The organism is Arthrobacter sp. N199823, assembly GCF_002929705.1.
GTDB lineage: Bacteria > Actinomycetota > Actinomycetes > Actinomycetales > Micrococcaceae > Specibacter.
This window is the reverse complement of sequence record NZ_PJIN01000003.1, coordinates 554,760-573,218: the sequence shown is the minus strand read 5'-3', so window position 1 is coordinate 573,218 and position 18,459 is coordinate 554,760. Positions and strand designations below refer to the sequence as shown.

Sequence of the window (18,459 nt, the reverse complement as noted above, 5' to 3'; positions counted from 1 at the left end):
AGAGACGACCAGCCAAAATTGGCGGCTGAGGAAGCGTCAGCCTCCAAACCCCGAAAGCTGAGGAAGCGTCAGCCTCCAGACCCCGAAAGCTGAGGAAGCGTCGGTGTCAGGAGCGGGAGAACTCGGACGCTTCGCGGACCAGTTCCGGGCTGGGGCGCACACCGGTGTACAGCACAAACTGCTCCTCCGCCTGAATGGCGATGACCTCGGCGCCGGTGATCACGTGCTTTCCTGCTGCCCGGGCGGCCTTGATCAATGGGGTTTCGGCGGGAAGCGCCACGACGTCGAACACCACCTGCGCGGCGTTCACCAGTGAGTCACTGAAGGACTGCACCAATTCGTCGGCGCCTGACATGCCCAACGGGGTGACGTTGATGAGCATGCCGGCATCGCTCGCATCGCTCACCTCGGCCAGCCACGAGAATCCATAAAGCGCGGCAAGTGCCCGGCCCCGCTCTTCGTTGCGAGCCACAATCGTGACGTGCGCAAATCCGGCGTCGTGCATGGCAGCGGCAACAGCCTTGGCCATACCACCGGAACCGCGCAACAAAACAGTGGTCGCGGGATCAATGGCGTTGGTGGCCAGCAGCCGGGCGATGGCGAGGTAGTCGGTATTGTAGGCGGTGAGCACGCCGTCGGTGTTCACGATGGTGTTGACGGAATCAATGGCGGTGGCGGAGGCATCCATGACATCGATGAGCGCAATGACGTCCTCTTTGTATGGCATGGAGACGGCGGCGCCACGAATGCCCAGGCCCCTGATGCCAGCGACGGCCTGTGCGAGGTCCACCGGGGCGAAGGCCTTGTAGACGAAGTTCAGTCCGAGGGCGTCGTAGAGATAATTATGAAAGCGCGTCCCAATATTGCTGGGGCGGGCCGCGAGGGAAATGCATAAGGTCATGTCTTTGTTCAGGATCGGCATGCATCCATTGTGCCGCAGATCCTGAACTACAATCAGATTGCAGCTGGTGCCGTACCGCGTTGCAGCCATAGTCCCAGCATTGCCAAGGAGGCCTCGCACGTGAAGATCGATTTCGCCAAATCTGAGCAATCTACGCTGGGTCTGGAGTGGGAAATTGCGCTCGTCGACTCCGAAAGCGGCGATCTGGCGCCTCGGGCCAACGACGTTTTTGCCAACATTGAGGCCGCCGACCCGGGCATTTGGATTGATGGTGAGCACCCCCAGATCAAGGGTGAGATGCTGCAAAACACTGTGGAATTGGTCACGGGCGTCAATCACACCGTTGCTGAAGGCACCGAGGATTTGCGCCGAAGCCTGGTCACACTGCGTGAGGCAACCAAGCCGCTGGGTTTGGACCTACTGAGCGCCGGAACGCACCCTTTCAGCGACCCTTTTAGCCAAGTTGTGACCGATAAGGAACGCTACGCCAAGCTGGTGGATCGGACCCAGTGGTGGGGCAGCCAGATGCTCATTTACGGCGTCCATGTCCACGTCGGTCTGGACCATGTCTCCAAGGCCATGCCGGTTCTGGACGGGCTGGTCAACTACTTCCCACATTTTCAGGCGCTTTCGGCATCCTCCCCTTATTGGAATGGTCAGGACACCGGCTACGCCTCCCAACGGGCTCTGATGTTTCAGCAGCTACCCACCGCTGGCTTGCCGTTCCAATTCCCCGATTGGGCCGCGTACGAATCGTATGTACAGGACATGTTCACCACCGGTGTCATCGACGCACACAATGAAATCCGCTGGGACATTCGCCCCGTGGCTGGCCTGGGCACCATTGAAATGCGTATCTGCGACGGCATGTCCACACTGGAGGAAATCGGTGCCGTTGCTGCCCTAACTCAGTGTTTGGTCCAAGACTTTTCTGACACCCTTGACGACGGCGGCACCATCCCCACCATGCCCCCGTGGCACATCCAGGAAAACAAGTGGCGCGCGGCCAGATACGGCATGGAAGCCATCATCATCCTCGATGCCGCAGGCAAGGAACAACTCGTCACCGAGCACCTGGTGGAACTGTTGAACAAGCTGGAACCCGTAGCCGCCAAGTTAGGCTGTGCCGACGAACTCGCCAGTGTGGAGAACATCATTGCCACGGGGGCAAGCTACCAGCGCCAGCGCCGAGTCGCTGCCGCCAACCAGGGCGAGCTGCGCGCCGTCGTGCGTGAACTCGTGGCAGAGATGGCCAGCAACTAGGCCCTTTACCCTCCCAAAGTACAGCCGGTCGGGTCCCTATTCGGGCAGGATCACCAATTCCAAGTAGTCACGCAGACAACCGGCCATGTCGATGCGCTCCGGGGCCATCATCCACTGGGTTTGAATGCCGTCCCACAGTGCGATCAAGCTTGCCGCGGCACGCTCGGGGTCGACGCCAGGGCGCAGCCGGCCTTCCTTGGCGAGCGCTGAGAACGCCCTCAGGTAGCTGCTGCGCAACCTTTCAAAACGTTCGGTGAAGAAATCCAGCCCGGGGTGATTGTCAGTGATCGATTCCGCGCACAAAACCGCGTAGAGCTCAATGACTCCGGGCACCGTTTCATTGAATCGTGCCTGGCGGACCACGGCATCCACCAATGATTCCTCCGGGTCCCGGGGCTGCCCGCCTCCCGTCACGCTGTCACGCCAATTCAGCACAGCCAACAGCAGATCACTCTTGGACGGGAAATAGTGCAGCAGGCTTGTCTGACTCATTCCCACCTTGTCGGCCACGTCCTGCAGCGATCCGCCCCGGTAGCCTCGTGCCGCAAAAACCTCGTGGGCGGCGGTCACAATGCTCTCCCGACGCTGCTTGGATTTGGCATAAGGACCGCGTTTGGCGGACGGGGCGGTTGGCGTGGTGGTCATGGAATGCCAGCTTAGTCCACATTCCCCAGTAACATAATTGAAATTCGAGTAGTCACTCGATAAATTTATTGAAATTCGAGTAATCGCTCGAGATTTGTGGTAAATTTTCTCCCGTCCCCAAAAAAGGGCGCTCCGGACCCGACGGAATTAGATTCACCCAGAGGGCTTACCGGGCCCACACAACGAAGTGAGAGAGCAGGCTATGCCCCCCATAACACGAAGGCAGCTGCTGCAAGGCGGCCTTGGCACAGCCGCGCTTGGGCTGTTGTCCGGTTGCGCCACGCCGGGAACCCGGTCCGTGAACGCAGCCCCCACCATTGCCTCGGCCTCCGGCCAAAAGATCACCCTTGAATACTGGTCCTGGCTCAAGAACCTGCAGCCGGTGGCGGACATCTGGAATGCCGCCAACCCCAATGTGCAGGTCAAGACGGTATGGATCCCCGGCGGCAACCAGGGCGGCTACCCGAAGCTGTACTCTGCGCTGGCAGCCGGGGGCGGGCCCGACCTGGCCCATGTGGAGTACGGAGTCATCCCTTCCTTCATGATGGTGAACGGCCTGGTGGACCTCAACCGCTACGGTTCAGATGAGTTCGCCAACCGCTATGACAAGACCTTGTGGAACCAGACCAGCTACGCAGGCGGCGTCTACGGCATCCCCCAGGATTCGGGGCCCATGGCGACGTTCTACCAACCCGCTGTCCTGGACAAGGTAGGTGCCACGGCCCCAGCCACTTGGGATGAGTGGGCCGGGGTGGCCGCGGAGCTCCGCAAAGCCAAGACCTACATGGACTGCTTCCCGCTCGCAGAAGCCGGCTTCTTCACAGCCCTGGCCACACAGGCGGGTGCCCAGTGGTTCCGGGCCGACGAGGACGGCTGGGTCATCAACATGACCGACGACGCAACCCTGAAGGTCGCCCGGTTCTTCGACAAGGCCATCGACCAGGACCTTGTCCAGACCGACTTTGGCGCGTATTCGCCGGGCTGGTTTGCGGCCGCAGGCAAGGGAGAGATCGCCTCATTGACCTCGGCCAGCTGGGGTGACGCCCTCGTCCAGGGCATCAGCGGCGGTGCCGGCCAGTGGAAGGTGGCTGCCATGCCCCGCTGGGATTCGGCCGGCTTTGGTTCCAGCTACCTTGGCGGCTCCGCTGTGTCCGTCCTGGCCAACAGCAAGCACCCGCGCGAATCCCTGGAATTCGCGGCTTGGCTGACCTCCACCCAGCAAGGCATCGACGCCGAAATCGAACACTGCGGCATCGGCTGGTCCCCCGTCCCGGACGTTATTGGCACCACGCGCCAACAGCCTTCGGGCTTCTTCAGCGGCCAAAACTACAACCAGGACGTCTTCGCCCCGGCGGCGCTGGAGCAAAATACCCAGTGGTCCTGGTGGCCCTCACAACAGCAGTCCTTCAACATCCTCAGCGACGGATTCCGGCTCAAATCATCAGGAACCAGCCTCGTGGATTCAGTGGCTGACGCGGAACAGAAAATCATGACCGTCTTCAAGAACAGCGGCCTGAGCATCAGGAAGGAATCGGCATGACCACCACTCCCCCAAGGACCGAACCGGCCGGCGCAACAGCCGGCGGCCGGGCACCGAGCCGTCCCGGACGTGCCCCCTCCCCCAGCCGGCGGAACAGCGGAAGGCGGGCATCCGCCGTCGGACGCGCCCCCTGGCTGCTGCTGGCGCCGTTCCTTGCCCTCTTTGTCCTGACATTCATCCTGCCCATCCTTGCTGCCGTGCTCTCCAGCTTCACCAAGGTCACGCGTGACGGCCTGTTTGGCGAGGCCGGCATTACGAGCACCTTTGCCGGATTGTCCAACTACGCCCAGGCACTGGCCGATGGAAACTTCATCGCTTCCATGGGCCGGATGCTCCTTTTTGGGGTGGTCCAGGTCCCGGTCATGATCATCATGGCGACCATTTTGGCGCTGCTGCTGGAATCTGCCTCGGCACGGTGGCCCGGCTTCTTCCGGGCAGCCTTTTTCCTGCCCTACGGTGTGCCCGGGGTGATCGCCACGATCCTCTGGTCCTTCATGTATGTGCCCGGTTTGAGTCCCTTGATCGATATTGCCGGCTTGTTCGGCCTGTCCCCCGATTTCCTGGGGCCGAACACCGTGTTGTGGTCGATCGCCAACATTGTCACGTGGAGCTACACCGGCTACAACATGCTCATCATCATCGCGCAGCTCAAGGCCATACCCACCGAGGTGTATGAGGCTGCCAAAATGGACGGCGCATCCCCGGTCCGGGTGGCGCTGTCCATCCAGCTGCCCCTGATCAAGCCGGCCCTGGTGCTGACCACCATCTTCTCCATCATCGGCACCCTGCAATTGTTCGCCGAGCCGCAGGTCCTCAAAACAGTGTCCCCGGCGATTGACAGCCAGTACACGCCAAACCTGAGCGCCTACACCACAGCCTTTGCGTACAACGACTACAACGTGGCCGCCGCCCAGGCCGTACTCATCGCCTTAGTCGCTTTTGCGCTCTCCTTCGCTTTCCTAGCATTCACGAATAGGAAGTCATCATGACAGCACAGCTGAGCAACACGCCCTTGAAATCCGTCTCAAAGACGAATACACGGACGAAGGCACCGGGCCGCAACAAGGGCACCACCATCCTTGTCACCGGCATTCTCGTGGTGGCTGCCCTGTACTTTCTGGCACCCGTTTACTGGGTAGTGGTCGCATCAACCAAGTCCACCGCGGATTTGTTCGCCACCAACGGCTTTGCCTTCGCCGCCGAATTCAACCTGTGGAACAACCTGTCCCAGGTGCTCAGCTACGACGGCGGCATCTTCGTCCGCTGGTTCGGCAACTCGGTGCTCTATGCCGGCATCGGCGCTGTGCTGGCCACCTACATTGCCGCAGCCGGAGGTTACGCCCTGGCCAAATACCAGTTCAAAGGCAACAACCTGGTCTTCGGCATCATCTTGGGCGGCGTGCTGGTGCCCGGCACGGCCACGGCCTTGCCTCTGTTCCTGCTCTTCAGCCAGATGGGGTTGGCCAACACCTATTGGAGTGTCCTGCTGCCGTCGATGGTCTCCCCATTTGGGCTGTTCCTGTGCCGCATCTACGCTCAGGCCACTGTTGATCCCGCCCTGCTCGAAGCGGCCCGCCTCGATGGTGCCGGCGAGATCCGGATCTTCCACACTGTGGGGCTGCGCATGCTCACCCCGGCGCTGGTCACCGTGTTCCTGTTCCAGCTGGTGGGCGTCTGGAACAACTATTTCCTGCCGCTGGTCATGCTCTCCGACACCAAGCTGTACCCCATTACGCTGGGATTGAACAACTGGCTGACCCAGGTCAACCGCCTGCCCGAGTTCTACCAGCTCACCACCGGCGGCGTGCTCCTGTCCATCATTCCCCTCGCCATCGCAATGGTCGTGCTGCAGCGCTTCTGGCGCGGCGGCCTTACAGAAGGATCCGTAAAATAGTGACCCCCGCAGACGTTTCGTACATCACCGACCAGGGCCCCGGCTCCGGCCTGCGTGTGCCGGCCCGTTCCTGGCTGAATTCCGACGCCCCCTCGCTCTCACTGAACGGGGACTGGCGCTTTCGGCTCCTTCCGGCCGCCCCCGGAACCCCGGGCGCCGGATCCGTGCTGCCCGACGGGGAATCCGTGGAAGGTGTGGCTGCCGAATCCTTCGACGACTCCGCCTGGGACACCCTGCCCGTCCCGTCCCACTGGGTGCTGCATGGAGAGGGCAAATATGGCCGCCCGATCTACACCAACGTGCAATACCCCTTCCCCGTCGATCCGCCCTTCGTCCCCGACGCCAACCCCACAGGAGACTACCGCCGCAGCTTTGACGTCCCCGCCGCCTGGTTTGAAAGTACGACGGCGGCACTCACCCTGCGCTTTGACGGCGTCGAATCGCGCTACAAGGTTTGGGTGAACGGGCAGGAAATCGGGGTGGGCTCGGGCAGCCGACTCGCCCAGGAGTTCGATGTCACCGCGGCGCTGCGCCCCGGCTCCAACCTTCTTGTGGTGCGCGTCCACCAATGGTCGGCCGCCAGCTACCTGGAAGACCAGGACCAGTGGTGGCTGCCGGGCATCTTCCGCGACGTCACACTGGCGGCCCGCCCCGCCGGCGGCATCACCGACGTCTGGCTGCGCACCGGATGGACGGCTGACACCGGCGCGGGCGCGGGGCAGGGAGCCGGCACCGGCACCCTCGATCCGGAAATCATTGCGGAGGCGGACGCCTACCCGGTGACCCTCACGGTGCCCGCGCTGGGAGTTGCGGTACGCTGGGACTCGCCGGCCGACGTCGTCCCCTTCACAGTGGACAACGTGGAGCCCTGGTCCGCCGAAATCCCCCGGCTCTACGAGGCCACGGTGTCCAGCGCGGCGGAGAGCATCACGCTCCGCCTGGGTTTCCGCACCGTGGAGATCGTGGGTGACCAGTTCCTGGTCAACGGCCGCCGCGTCGTGTTCCACGGCGTCAACCGGCATGAGACCAACCCGGACCGCGGACGCGTCTTTGATGAAGCCGACGCCCGCGAGGACATGGCGCTCATGAAGCGTTTCAACGTCAACGCCATCCGGACCAGCCACTACCCGCCGCACCCGCGCCTGCTGGACCTGGCCGACGAGATGGGCTTCTGGGTCATTTTGGAATCCGACCTGGAAACCCACGGCTTCCACCGGCAGGGCTGGGTGGATAACCCCAGCGACGTCCCCGCGTGGCGCGATGCCTTCGTTGACCGGATGGAACGCACCGTGGAGCGGGACAAGAACCATGCCTCCATCGTCATGTGGTCCCTGGGCAATGAATCCGGCACGGGCGCAAACCTGGCAGCTATGGCAGCCTGGACCCACGCCCGTGACGCCTCCCGTCCCGTCCACTATGAGGGCGACTACACGGGAGCCTATACGGATGTGTACTCCCGCATGTACTCCTCCATCCCGGAGACCGATTCCATTGGCCGCAACGACTCTCATGCGCTGCTCCTTGGCTGCGACGCGGCCGAATCGGCCCGGCAGCGCACCCGGCCGTTCATCCTGTGCGAGTACGTGCACGCCATGGGCAACGGCCCCGGCGCCATGGACCAGTACGAGGAACTTGTGGACAAATACCCGCGCCTGCACGGCGGTTTTGTGTGGGAGTGGCGCGATCACGGCATCCGCGCCAATACCGCCGACGGCACGGAATTCTTTGCCTACGGCGGCGACTTTGGCGAGGTGATCCACGATTCCAACTTCGTCATGGACGGCATGGTCCTCTCCGATTCCACGCCCACCCCCGGCTTGCATGAGTACAAGCAGATCGTCTCCCCCATCCGCCTGTCGCTGGCCCTGGACGACGGCGGTGCGCCGCGGCTCACTGTCGCGAACCTGCGGCACACGGCTGACGCGTCCGACGTCGTGCTTCGCTGGCGGGTGGAGCACAACGGCGCCGTCGCCGCCTCAGGGGAGCTGGCTGTCGACAGCGCAGACGGTCCGCTGCGGGCTGGCGAATCCGTCACGCTCACACTGCCGCCCGTCGCTGCCGCGCCGGAAGGCGAAACCTGGTTGACGATGGAGGTCGTACTGCGCGACGCCACGGAGTGGGCCCCGGCCGGGCATCCGCTGGCCGCAACCCAGCTGGACCTCTCGGCGCCGCAATCCGCACCGCGCGCGCCCCGTCCGGCCGCGCCCGTCAGCGGCGCGGCTCCCGTTGAGCTGGGCCATGCCATGTTCGACGCAGGAGCGCTCGTTGCGCTGGCAGGCCTGCCGGTGTCCGGTCCCCGGCTTGAGCTGTGGCGGGCACCGACCGACAATGACAGGGGCAAGGGATTTGGCGCCTATGGCCCGGAAGATCCTTGGCTCAACAACGGGAAAGGTGTTCCGGCACCGTCGTCGGAGGCCGTGTGGAAGCAGGCCGGACTTGACCGGCTGACGCGCCGCGTCGAGGACGTTGCCGCGCTGCCGGACGGACTGCGGGTCCGGACCCGCTACGCTGCCGCGAACAGTGCCGCCAGCGTAGCGGTAGAGGAGAACTGGCAGCTGGCGGGCGAGGAACTGTGGCTGCGCCTGGACATCATGCCCAGCGCGGGCTGGGACCTGGTGTTCCCCCGGATCGGCGTGCGGCTGGACTTGCCCACGGACATTGACGGTGCCTCATGGTTCGGCGCCGGCCCACGGGAATCCTACGCGGACAGCATGCATGCAACAGTTGTGGGACGGCACAGCGGCTCCATTGATGAGCTGAATGTCCCCTACGCCCGGCCGCAGGAAACCGGGCACCGCAGCGATGTGCGCTCACTGGAGCTCTCCCGCAACGGGGCTCCGTGGCTTCGCATTGAGGCCGATCCGGATGCACTGGGGCGCCGTCCCGGGTTCTCGCTGGCCCGGCACACGGCACAGCAGGTCACCGCGGCCGGGCACCCGCACGAGCTTCCGGCGTCAAGCCACAGCTACCTGTATCTTGATGCGGCGCAGCACGGCCTGGGCTCGCGCGCCTGCGGACCGGATGTGTGGCCCGACTTTGCCCTGCGCCCAGAGGCAAGGACGCTGGTTCTGCGCTTCTCCGCACTGTAACCCAATGCCGCCAAACGCGGCAGCATCTAATGGGCACTTTTCGCCAACGCGGCAGCACTCATTGCTGCCGCGTTGGCGAAAACACGCCATTTGGTGATGCGGCGTTGCGGGCGGCGGGGAATTCTTAGAAATTTCTTAGACGGTGCGCGGGACAGTGGAGGAAGAGCTTCACTCTCCACTTTGAAAGGCGCCCGCCATGGCTTCCCCGCCCCCATCCATGCACGACGCCGGCGCCCCCTTACGCACCCGGCTGGCGGTGCTGCCCCTCCCACGGTTTTGGGGCCTGTGGGTCACCGTCCTGTCCGTGGCAGTCTTGGCCCTTGGGTTCTTCGCCGTTGCCACGCCGAGATTCACGGCCAGCGAGTTCGATGTTGACCAGGACCTGAGCCGGAACCATGTGGGCGTGCTGACAGCCCTCGCCATGACACTGGACAAGGCGTTTTCCCCGGTCGGCGGAGTGGCCATCATCGCCCTGGTGTGCCTGTTCTTGCTGCTGGTCCGCAAAGCGCCCGTCAATGCCCTTGCCTTTGGCGGCGTCGCTGCCTCGGGGTGGCTGGCCAGCCAATTCTTCAAGGTCATTGTTGACCGGCAGCGGCCCAACCCGGCGCTGCTCCTTGACCCGCTGGCACCGGAGACGGGTTCCAACAGCTTCCCGAGCGGACATGTCGCACTCGCGGTGGGCCTGGCCTGGGCGTTCTGGTTCCTCCTGCGAAAGACCCGATGGGCACGCCCGGCCGTGCTCCTGGGCGTTCTGGTTCCGGTGGTGGTTGCATGGTCCCGACTCTACGTGGGCGTGCATTACCCCACCGATGTCGCCGCCTCGTTCCTGGCTGCGAGCGCGGCCGTGTTCTTCTTTGCGGGTGTGTGGAATGCGGCCGTGGCCTGGGCGATGTCCCGGATGAACCCCGTTCCCGGCGGGTCTACCCTTAAAAGTGGGAGCAATACTTCTTCACCCACCCGAATTCACGATTGAGGCTTGCCTTGCTGCACACCATTGCTTTATCCCTTCCCCACGCCGTCCCTGCGGGTTTGCTGTCAGTCATGGATCCTGCTGCGCTGCTGAGCAGCCTGGGCCCGGCCACCTTGGCCGTCGTCGCCTTGATTGTCTTCATTGAATCGGGGCTCCTGTTCCCGTTCCTGCCCGGTGATTCGCTCCTCTTCACGGCAGGCCTGCTGCACAACCAACTGAACCTCTCCCTCCCGGTGCTGATCGGTGTGGTGGTGCTGGCCGCCGTGACAGGCGATCAGGTGGGCTACCTGCTGGGCCGCAAATTTGGCCGCCGCTGGTTCAAGGACGACGCCCGCATCCTGAAAACCAAATACCTCACCGAGACCGAAGAATTCTTTGCCAAGCGCGGCGGCTGGGCCATTGTGCTCGCCCGCTTTGTCCCCATCGTGCGCACCTACGCGCCGCTCGTGGCGGGCGTGGCCAACTACGACCACAAGAAGTTCACGCTGTGGAACATTGCCGGCGCCCTGGGCTGGGCCGGTTCCATCACCTTGCTGGGCACCTGGCTGGGCCACTACGAAATTGTTTCCAAGAACATTGACGTGATCGCCGTCGCGCTTGTCCTTGTTTCCGTGCTGCCGGGCGTCATCAGCTTCCTACTCAAGCGCCGCGCTGCAGCTTCCGGAACGCTGCTTTCCGCACCGGAAGGCGAGTCGGCGGGGGACAATAATGAGCATGCACACCCCTGAGCTCCCGCGACTGCTGCTGGTGGAGGACGATCCCATCCTCGGCCCCCTGACCGCCGAGCTGCTCGCCGGCGATTACCACGTCCAGCTCGCCGCGGACGGGCAAACGGGCCTACACCTTGGCCTCACAGAACACTGGGATGTCATGGTGATTGACCGCGGCCTGCCTGTCATGGACGGACTGGAACTGCTCGCCGCACTGCGCCGCAAGGGCATCGCCACCCCCGCCATCATCCTGACCGCGCTCAGTGCCACAATTGACAAGATTGCCGGGCTCGACGCCGGAGCTAACGACTACATGTCCAAACCCTTTGATGCCGGTGAGCTGAGGGCGCGGCTGCGTGCCGTGACCCGGCGTTTCCCGGCTGCGGTGCCGTTGTTGGACGTGGGCGGCTGGCTCTTTGATCCCGCCAACCGCTCGCTGCGTTCACCCTATGGGGAGTTCGTCGGATTGACGGCCAAGGAAAGCGAGCTGCTGGCCCTGCTGGCGGCCAGCCCCGAGAAGGTGTTCACCCGCGAGGAGCTCTTGGCGGGGCTATCCCATCGCGATGATTCGAGCAGCGTCATTGACACCTATGTGCACTACTTACGCAAGAAGGTGTCAAAGTCGCTGGTCCGGACCGTTCACGGGCTCGGCTATCAGATTGGAGATGGCGCGTGACCGGCCCCCGGAGGCAGGACACTAGGCCAACTCGGGCCGGTGCCTCCTCTGATTCACGGGCCCTGAGGCGCGCCGCCGTCGTGGTGGGTCTGAAGATTGCCGTGGCCATCGCCATCATGGTGGTGGTGGTCATCATCGCAGCCGCCGCCTACATGCTGTACGTTTCCCAGCACCCGGATGCGGTCTCTGCCGACCCCTCCGCCCGAGTGTATGTGGAATCGAACGACATGCTCAAGGCCATGGTCCTAGCCGGATTTGCCGGAATTCTCGCGGCTGGCGGCATCGGCTGGCTCAGTGCCCGCAACGCCATCCGCCCGCTGGGACGGGCCCTTGAACTGCAGCGCCGCTTTGTCCAAGACGCCAGCCATGAACTGCGCACGCCACTGACCATCCTGGATGCGCGCGTCCAGCTGGCCCAGGCCAAGTCGGACCCTGGCAGCGAGACGGCCCGCGCACTGGATCTGGTCCGCCAGGACACCGCAGCCCTCACCGCCACCGTCCAGGAACTCCTGCTCGCCGCCACCGCCGGGGCTGAGTATCCCGCCGAAGCGATCACTGTTGTCCCCGTGGTGCGTGAGGCGGTTCAGAGCCTGCGCGATGTTGCGGCCTTGCGCGGCGTGCACCTTGAAACCACGTACGACGGCGGCCCCCGGGTCCGCATTCACGGCAACAGTTTGCGCCGGGCCGTCTTGGGCCTGGTAGACAACGCGCTGAACCACACCCCCGAGGGCGGGCACATCACGGTGGCCGTTAGTCATGCCGGACGGACGGTGTCCATCACGGTGGCCGACACCGGAAGCGGCATCACCGGGATCGCCCCGTCCCGGGTGTTTGACCGCTTCGCCCACAGCACCGACCCTGCGGCTGGCGGACGGCGCAGCTATGGTTTGGGGCTGGCCTTGGTCCGTGAGATTGCCGTGGCCGCCGGTGGAACCATTGAAGTCGCCAAAACCGGCCCGGCCGGAACCACCATGGTTCTGACCCTGCCCGCAGCCTAACCCCGCCCCACCGACGCTTCCTCGCTTTTCGGGCATTTTTGCGCAACGCTTCCTCACTCATGAGCGTTCATACCGCGTTCACTTGTGCCGGATACGATCGGGCCAATGAGCAATCCCCAAACTCTGGACCGCAAGCTGGGCACGGTTGACGCCGTCGTCATTGGCTTGGGTTCCATGATCGGTGCCGGCGTGTTCGCGGCTTTTACGCCCGCGGCGCAGGCTGCCGGTTCCGGAATGTTGCTTGGTTTGGCCGTGGCCGCCATCGTGGCGTATTGCAATGCCACCTCATCGGCCCAGCTGGCCGCGGCCTACCCCACCTCCGGCGGTACCTATGTTTATGGCCGTGAGCGGCTTGGACCCTGGCCGGGCTTCCTCGCCGGCTGGGGATTCGTGATTGGCAAAGTGGCCAGTAGCGCTGCCATGGCCATGACGTTCGCCGCCTACGCAGCCCCGCCCGGATGGGAGCGGCCGGTGGCGATGGCCGCGGTAGTTCTTCTGGTTGCGGTGAATTACCGAGGCGTGAGCCGGACGGCGGCACTGGCCCGGATCATTGTGGTGGCAGTCCTGGCCGCCCTGGCGCTGGCGGTTGCGGCGGCGTGGACCGGCAGCACCGGGCTAGGCAGCACCGAGTTAAGCAGCACCGCGCCAAGCAGCAGCACTTTCTTGGGCGAAGGTGTCTTTTCGCACGGATGGTACGGGATCCTGCAATCGGCCGGGCTGTTGTTCTTCGCCTTTGCCGGATATGCCCGGATCGCCACGATGGGTGAGGAAGTCAGGGATCCGCGCCGCACCATTCCGCGCGCCATCCTGCTCTCACTAGGGATCGCCGCCACCATTTATGCCGGTGTGTGCATCACGCTGCTGGCCATTTTAGGGCCCGACGCCGTTGCCTCCTCCGTAGCACCGCTAGCCGACGCTGTGGTCACCGGGGATTGGGCCTGGGCTGCTCCCGTGGTCCGGGTGGGCGCCGCGTTGGCGTCCCTGGGTGCCTTGCTCGCCTTGGTGGCGGGGCTGGGACGGACCTCCCTGGCCATGGCGAGGGAGGGTGATTTGCCACGATTCATGGCCACCGTCCACCCTAAATTCCTGGTTCCGCACCAGGCAGAATTGCTTCTCGGGGCCGTGATCTGCCTCATTATCGCCTTCGCGGACCTGCGCGGCGCCATCGGATTCTCATCCTTCGGCGTGCTGGTCTACTACCTCGTGGCCAATGTGGCCGCCTTCACCCAAAGCGCCCCCGACCGCCGCTACCCCAAGTTCCTGCAAGTGCTGGGTGCCGCGGCCTGCGTAGCTTTGGTGGCCACGCTGCCGGTGGAAGCGGTGTTGTCCGGGCTGGTGATGTTCGCCGCAGGGGTCATTTTCCGCGCAGCCAGGCTCCGCCGTCGGGCGCCCCAAAACCCGTCCCCCATTCGAGGTGACACTTAACGTCGATCTGGGTCAGAGGCTGATGCGGCTCACCGGCATGGAGGAATCCGGTGCAAAGGACAGATCACTCGGGGCCACGCCATTCATGACCAGTTGCGCACCCAGGGCCGCAACCATGGCACCGTTGTCGGTGCAGAGCGAGAGCTTCGGGACCAGGAGCGCGATCCCGGCGGATGCGCACCGCTGCCCGGCCAGTTCCCGCAACCGTGAATTGGCAGCTACACCGCCGCCCAGCAACAGCGTGGTGATGCCCTGTTCGCGGCAGGCCAGCACTGCTTTAGCGGTGATGACATCCAACACGGCTTCCTGGAACGACGCCGCGATATCGGCCACGGGGACCGCCTCACCGCGCGCTTCGTAGCCTTCCACGCAGCGGGCCACGGCGGTCTTGAGCCCGGAGAAGGAGAAATCGTAGCGGTGCGGACCGGGGGCCTCGGCCGTGCCCATGTACTTGGGCATAGTCAGCCCGCGCGGGAATCGCACGGCCTTGGCATTGCCTTCCTTGGCCAAACGGTCAATAGCGGGGCCGCCGGGGTAGTTCAGCCCCAACAGCCGGGCCACCTTGTCAAAGGCCTCCCCTGCGGCGTCGTCAATGGTGGCACCGAGCAACTCAACATCGGAGGCGATGCTGCGCACCCGCAGGATCTCGGTATGTCCGCCGGAAACCAAAAGGGCACCAAGATTCTCAGGGAGGGCCCCGCCGTCGTACACGGCCGCAATGGACTCATCCAATAAGCCCACGCCCACGTGTGCCACGAGGTGGTTGATGGCGTACAGCGGTTTGCCCGTGGCCAGCGCGAGCGCCTTGGCTGCGCTGACGCCCACCATGAGCGCACCGGCCAGACCGGGACCACTCGTGACCGCAATTGCGTCCACGTCTTCGAGGCTCACGCCGGCATCGGCGAGCGCGGCGGCCAGGGTCGGCACGAACGCGTCAAGGTGTGCCCGCGAGGCAATTTCCGGGATGACTCCGCCGAAGCGAACGTGCTCCTCCATGGAGGATGAGACGGTGTTGGTCAACAATTCGGTGCCACGCACCAGTCCCACGCCGGTTTCATCGCACGATGATTCAATCCCGAGGATCAGCGGGTTGGACTGGTTCATGAGGGGTCCTTCGAAGTGGTGGAAACGGGCAGCTGCAGGCGCATAATGAGCCCGTCCGAACCGTCGCGGTAATACCTGCGCCGCGTATGAATGTGTTCAAAACCGTAGCGCTGGTATAGCCGCTGCGCCCGCGGATTGGTGGAGCTGACCTCCAGCATGATGTTCTCGGCGCCACGCCGCCGCGCCTCGGCAATGAGCTCGTCCATCATGGCCCGGGCAATGCCGCGACCCTCAAATTCCGGCAGCACGCCAATGGTTTGAATGTCGCCGATGGGTGGCACACACATCAAGCCGGCATAGCCAGCCACCGTCATCTCCAGGCCTTCGCTACCCTGGTTTGCTGTGTCCTGGCATCTCTTGGCCTGATGTTCGACGGCGGATGGCAGCTCCGCGATGATGTACCGCCGGGTTTCTGGCTGAGCCAGCTCATCAACAAACATGGTCCGGGGCCAGGAATCGATCCCAAAGAGCTGCTGATCAAGGGCTGTGATGAAGTCAATGTCCGCTGGCTCCATGTCGCGCAGAACAGCCGGCTGGTGCGTTCCGCAACTCATCTAGAGTGCCCGCTTCCGGGGACCGGGAACCTTGGCATCGGACTCACGCAGGTAAAGCGGAGTGGAATCCAGGAGTCCGGCACCGGCCAGGGAGCCTGCCGCGGCGATCTTGCGCGCGGCTGCGCGGCCCAGTTCAAGTGCTGTGGGCTGGGCATCGGCAAACAGTGGGTAGACCTCACAACCGTTGGCGGTCAGGACCTCTTCATACAGTCCAGCTCCCGCCCCAAACACCTGAACGCTGCTGATCTCCTCGGCAGAACCAACATGGGGCCCATCCAGCAGTTGGGCCCCGGCACTGTACCGCGCCCAGTAAACTTCCTTGCGCCGTGCGTCAGTAGCCACCACAAAGTCACGCATAGCCAGCGGACCCACAGCACGCCCGTCACGGTAAGCAGGGGCATCAAAAACCTGATGCGCCAACGCGTCCAGACTCATCATCCCGTACAAAGGGACACTCCACGTGAAGCTGAGTGTGCGGGCCATGGTAATTCCGGAACGCAGACCCGTGAACGGACCTGGGCCCGTGCCCACCACAATGGCATCCAAGGCCGGACCCTCCGTCACGGGGTCGGTGAACAGTGACTGCACGCCAGGGGCCAGTACTTCGGCATGGCTGCGGGTATCGGTGGTGGCAAAATTGGCCACCAGTTCCGCCGTTCGGACCGGGTCCAGGGGGTCAAAGTCGAGCAACGCGGCGCTGGCGATAGCGGAGGTGTCAATAGTCAGGATTCGCACTTTTTACATCTATTCTGTTGTGTTCACAAGCTGGCCCAGCGCCGAAAAGTCGGTGCCTTCCCAGCGCGGCCCCACTGCGTGCAAGCGCAAGGTGCGGGGTTCGTCGTCGTCTTCGTCGGTGAAGTCAAAGGTGCCCTCGAGCGCATCGGTACCCTCGACGTCGGAGGCACCCGTTCCACCCGTGCCAGCTGCGGGCGTGCCAGCTGCTGGAGTGTCGCCACCCACCGCGCGCACCAGCTCGATTTCCAGCCGGCTGGCGGCCAGATGCTCCACCCGTTCGGCACCCCACTCCACCACTGTCACGGAGCTGTCCATGGTGTTTTCCAGGTCAATGTCATCAATTTCGCCGGGCGAACCCAAGCGGTAGGCGTCAACGTGGACCAGATCGGGGCCGCCCGGGTTGGGCCCGTCAGGCAAATTGGGGTGGATGCGCACCAACACAAAGGTGGGCGAAATGATGCCTTCGCGCACGCCAAGGCTCCGGCCGAGGCCTTGGGTGAACGTGGTTTTTCCGGCACCCAGTTCTCCGCTGAGGATGATCAGATCGCCTGCCTGCAGCAGCCTGGCCAGGTTCTCGGCCAACTGCTGGGTTTGCGCAGCAGTGCTGGTGGAAAATTCCCAGGCCATCACGCAGCGCCACCTGCCTGCACTGCGCCACCGGTCTCGGCCCCGCCAACATAGCGCCGCGGTACCCGCTGGCTGATCCGGGTCACGATCTCATAGTTGATGCTCCCGGCAGCCGCCGCCCACTGCTCAACGAGGGGTCCGCCGTCGTGCCCGTTGCCAAACAGCTCAGCGGTGGCGCCCAAAGCAGAGCCCGGAACAGCGGCCTGGGCAAAGCCATCGCGGCCGTGCGGACCCAGGTCAATCACCATCTGGTCCATGGCAATCCGCCCCACCACGGGGTAGGTGATGCCGTTGACACGGACGGGGCCTCCGCTGGCGACGCGCGGAATACCATCGGCATAGCCCAGCGGAACAAGACCCAGCGTGGTGGGTTCTGTGGTGCTGTAGTTGAGCCCGTAAGAGATGCCCTGGCCGGCGGACACGTCCTTGCAGTTGGCAATTTGGGTTTGCAATGTCATGGCCGGGACCAAGCTCAGCTGCGCGGAGGTGCGGTCGGCAAAGGGTGACAGGCCGTAGATGCCCAGCCCCACGCGGACAAGATCAAAGTGCGAATCGGGCCGGGACATGGCGGCGGGTGAGTTGGCAATATGGCGAACTTCCAGCCAGGCCCCGGCTTGTTCGGCAATGGCCACGGCCTCACGGAAACGGGCCAATTGTTCATCCGTCTCGGTACGTTCGGGCTCGTCGGCCACGGCGAGGTGGCTGAAAACGCCAACAACGCGCAGCAACCCCTCCGCCTGGTAGGCCACGGCCGCGGCAACCAGCGCCGGCCAGTCTTCTTGAGTGCTGCCGTTACGGCCCAGGCCCGTATCAATTTTCAGGTGCACACGGGCGGGGTGCTGCCGGGCCCGGACCGCCGCCACAATATGTTCCAGCTCCCAGCCGGAGCACCCCAGATCAATGTCAGCGGCCACAGCGGCTTCGAAGTCCGTGTCTGGGGTGTGCAGCCACGAAAGCACGGGCACGTCAATGCCCGCGGCGCGGAGGGCCAAGCCCTCACTGACGTGGGCCGTGCCCAGCCACCCTGCCCCGGCAGCAACAGCCGTGCGGGCCACCTCGATCATGCCGTGCCCGTAGGCGTCGGCCTTCACCACGGCCATGAACTTCGCCGGGGCGACGATTTCACGGAGGTGGCGGATGTTGTTGGCGATTGCGGACAGGTCAATGATGGCTTGCCGTTCAGGGCCTGTAGCAGGCGCGGGAACCGGCACAACTAAGTGGCTCACCCATCCATTTTAGCCCTCTCAGCAGGCCAGCTGCGCAATCTTGGGGCCGCACTGCCACCTCGGCTAGCTTGGAGCTGCTGGCAGTGGCAAGATTGATTCAGT

At 64.1% G+C, this 18,459-nt stretch carries 17 protein-coding genes; 10 read left to right on the top strand and 7 right to left on the bottom strand.

Going from position 1 to position 18,459, the window contains the following annotated elements; all coding sequences use genetic code 11:
• Positions 1 to 106: 106 nt before the first annotated feature.
• Entirely contained in the window at positions 107 to 922 is an 816-nt protein-coding gene (locus CXQ93_RS09855; protein ID WP_082634097.1) for a shikimate 5-dehydrogenase, read from the bottom strand.
• A gap of 99 nt (positions 923 to 1,021) precedes the next feature.
• Between CXQ93_RS09855 and CXQ93_RS09850 the strand changes: the two genes are divergently transcribed.
• Entirely contained in the window at positions 1,022 to 2,164 is a 1,143-nt protein-coding gene (locus CXQ93_RS09850) for a glutamate--cysteine ligase (protein WP_104110326.1), read from the top strand.
• A gap of 36 nt (positions 2,165 to 2,200) precedes the next feature.
• Here the strand turns inward: CXQ93_RS09850 and CXQ93_RS09845 are convergent, their stop codons facing one another.
• Positions 2,201 to 2,809: a TetR/AcrR family transcriptional regulator gene (locus tag CXQ93_RS09845; protein WP_062286685.1), complete on the bottom strand. Its 609-nt coding sequence runs from the start codon at positions 2,807 to 2,809 to the stop codon at positions 2,201 to 2,203.
• A 202-nt stretch (positions 2,810 to 3,011) separates the two neighbouring features.
• Between CXQ93_RS09845 and CXQ93_RS09840 the strand changes: the two genes are divergently transcribed.
• The 9 genes from CXQ93_RS09840 (at position 3,012) to CXQ93_RS09800 (ending at position 14,111) form a co-directional block, all read left to right on the top strand.
• On the top strand, positions 3,012 to 4,349 hold the full coding sequence (locus CXQ93_RS09840; protein ID WP_104110215.1) for an ABC transporter substrate-binding protein: 1,338 nt from the start codon (positions 3,012 to 3,014) through the stop codon (positions 4,347 to 4,349).
• Positions 4,346 to 5,338 (top strand): carbohydrate ABC transporter permease, encoded by a 993-nt coding sequence (locus tag CXQ93_RS09835; protein WP_104110214.1) that lies wholly within the window; start codon positions 4,346 to 4,348, stop codon positions 5,336 to 5,338. The genes CXQ93_RS09840 and CXQ93_RS09835 overlap by 4 nt, the downstream gene beginning before the upstream one ends.
• The gene (locus tag CXQ93_RS09830; protein ID WP_062286683.1) at positions 5,335 to 6,243 is read left to right on the top strand and encodes a carbohydrate ABC transporter permease; all 909 of its coding nucleotides are present in this window, start codon (positions 5,335 to 5,337) and stop codon (positions 6,241 to 6,243) included. The genes CXQ93_RS09835 and CXQ93_RS09830 overlap by 4 nt, the downstream gene beginning before the upstream one ends.
• Positions 6,240 to 9,332 carry a glycoside hydrolase family 2 TIM barrel-domain containing protein gene (locus CXQ93_RS09825; RefSeq protein WP_374953398.1) on the top strand — a complete coding sequence of 1,031 codons (3,093 nt, stop codon included), beginning with the start codon at positions 6,240 to 6,242 and terminating at the stop codon, positions 9,330 to 9,332. Before CXQ93_RS09830 ends, CXQ93_RS09825 begins: the two co-directional genes overlap by 4 nt.
• Positions 9,333 to 9,528: 196 nt before the next feature.
• Positions 9,529 to 10,305, top strand: coding sequence for a phosphatase PAP2 family protein (locus CXQ93_RS09820; protein WP_104110213.1), 777 nt, complete (start codon positions 9,529 to 9,531; stop codon positions 10,303 to 10,305).
• Positions 10,302 to 11,030: a VTT domain-containing protein gene (locus CXQ93_RS09815; protein ID WP_308470615.1), complete on the top strand. Its 729-nt coding sequence runs from the start codon at positions 10,302 to 10,304 to the stop codon at positions 11,028 to 11,030. The genes CXQ93_RS09820 and CXQ93_RS09815 overlap by 4 nt, the downstream gene beginning before the upstream one ends.
• Positions 11,017 to 11,688, top strand: a complete 672-nt coding sequence (locus tag CXQ93_RS09810; RefSeq protein ID WP_104110212.1) for a response regulator transcription factor — start codon at positions 11,017 to 11,019, stop codon at positions 11,686 to 11,688. Before CXQ93_RS09815 ends, CXQ93_RS09810 begins: the two co-directional genes overlap by 14 nt.
• The gene (locus CXQ93_RS09805) at positions 11,685 to 12,686 is read left to right on the top strand and encodes a sensor histidine kinase KdpD (protein ID WP_258068782.1); all 1,002 of its coding nucleotides are present in this window, start codon (positions 11,685 to 11,687) and stop codon (positions 12,684 to 12,686) included. The genes CXQ93_RS09810 and CXQ93_RS09805 overlap by 4 nt, the downstream gene beginning before the upstream one ends.
• Positions 12,687 to 12,791: 105 nt before the next feature.
• Complete coding sequence (locus tag CXQ93_RS09800; RefSeq protein WP_104110211.1) at positions 12,792 to 14,111, top strand: APC family permease; 1,320 nt, start codon at positions 12,792 to 12,794, stop codon at positions 14,109 to 14,111.
• A gap of 12 nt (positions 14,112 to 14,123) precedes the next feature.
• Here the strand turns inward: CXQ93_RS09800 and tsaD are convergent, their stop codons facing one another.
• From tsaD to alr, 5 genes are read right to left on the bottom strand one after another with little or no spacing between them, the layout of a single operon-like run.
• Positions 14,124 to 15,215 (bottom strand): tRNA (adenosine(37)-N6)-threonylcarbamoyltransferase complex transferase subunit TsaD, encoded by a 1,092-nt coding sequence (gene tsaD / locus CXQ93_RS09795; protein ID WP_104110210.1) that lies wholly within the window; start codon positions 15,213 to 15,215, stop codon positions 14,124 to 14,126.
• The gene (locus tag CXQ93_RS09790) at positions 15,212 to 15,769 is read right to left on the bottom strand and encodes a GNAT family N-acetyltransferase (RefSeq protein WP_104110209.1); all 558 of its coding nucleotides are present in this window, start codon (positions 15,767 to 15,769) and stop codon (positions 15,212 to 15,214) included. Before CXQ93_RS09790 ends, tsaD begins: the two co-directional genes overlap by 4 nt.
• Positions 15,770 to 16,504, bottom strand: a complete 735-nt coding sequence (gene tsaB / locus CXQ93_RS09785) for a tRNA (adenosine(37)-N6)-threonylcarbamoyltransferase complex dimerization subunit type 1 TsaB (RefSeq protein ID WP_104110208.1) — start codon at positions 16,502 to 16,504, stop codon at positions 15,770 to 15,772. It abuts the gene before it with no gap.
• 9 nt (positions 16,505 to 16,513) lie between these two features.
• Entirely contained in the window at positions 16,514 to 17,131 is a 618-nt protein-coding gene (gene tsaE / locus CXQ93_RS09780; protein ID WP_062286678.1) for a tRNA (adenosine(37)-N6)-threonylcarbamoyltransferase complex ATPase subunit type 1 TsaE, read from the bottom strand.
• Entirely contained in the window at positions 17,131 to 18,357 is a 1,227-nt protein-coding gene (gene alr, locus CXQ93_RS09775; RefSeq protein ID WP_062286677.1) for an alanine racemase, read from the bottom strand. The genes tsaE and alr overlap by 1 nt, the downstream gene beginning before the upstream one ends.
• Between the last annotated feature and the right edge of the window lie 102 nt (positions 18,358 to 18,459).

What these genes read in the sequence shown, in the direction of transcription:
- CXQ93_RS09840 (WP_104110215.1), top strand. Translation starts at nt 3,012, where the DNA reads ATGCCCCCCATAACACGAAGGCAGCTGCTGCAAGGCGGCCTTGGCACA.
- CXQ93_RS09835 (WP_104110214.1), top strand. Translation starts at nt 4,346, where the DNA reads ATGACCACCACTCCCCCAAGGACCGAACCGGCCGGCGCAACAGCCGGC.
- tsaD (WP_104110210.1), bottom strand. Translation starts at nt 15,215, where the DNA reads ATGAACCAGTCCAACCCGCTGATCCTCGGGATTGAATCATCGTGCGAT.
- CXQ93_RS09810 (WP_104110212.1), top strand. Translation starts at nt 11,017, where the DNA reads ATGCACACCCCTGAGCTCCCGCGACTGCTGCTGGTGGAGGACGATCCC.
- CXQ93_RS09830 (WP_062286683.1), top strand. Translation starts at nt 5,335, where the DNA reads ATGACAGCACAGCTGAGCAACACGCCCTTGAAATCCGTCTCAAAGACG.
- CXQ93_RS09800 (WP_104110211.1), top strand. Translation starts at nt 12,792, where the DNA reads ATGAGCAATCCCCAAACTCTGGACCGCAAGCTGGGCACGGTTGACGCC.
- CXQ93_RS09845 (WP_062286685.1), bottom strand. Translation starts at nt 2,809, where the DNA reads ATGACCACCACGCCAACCGCCCCGTCCGCCAAACGCGGTCCTTATGCC.
- CXQ93_RS09855 (WP_082634097.1), bottom strand. Translation starts at nt 922, where the DNA reads ATGCCGATCCTGAACAAAGACATGACCTTATGCATTTCCCTCGCGGCC.
- tsaE (WP_062286678.1), bottom strand. Translation starts at nt 17,131, where the DNA reads ATGGCCTGGGAATTTTCCACCAGCACTGCTGCGCAAACCCAGCAGTTG.
- CXQ93_RS09790 (WP_104110209.1), bottom strand. Translation starts at nt 15,769, where the DNA reads ATGAGTTGCGGAACGCACCAGCCGGCTGTTCTGCGCGACATGGAGCCA.
- CXQ93_RS09820 (WP_104110213.1), top strand. Translation starts at nt 9,529, where the DNA reads ATGGCTTCCCCGCCCCCATCCATGCACGACGCCGGCGCCCCCTTACGC.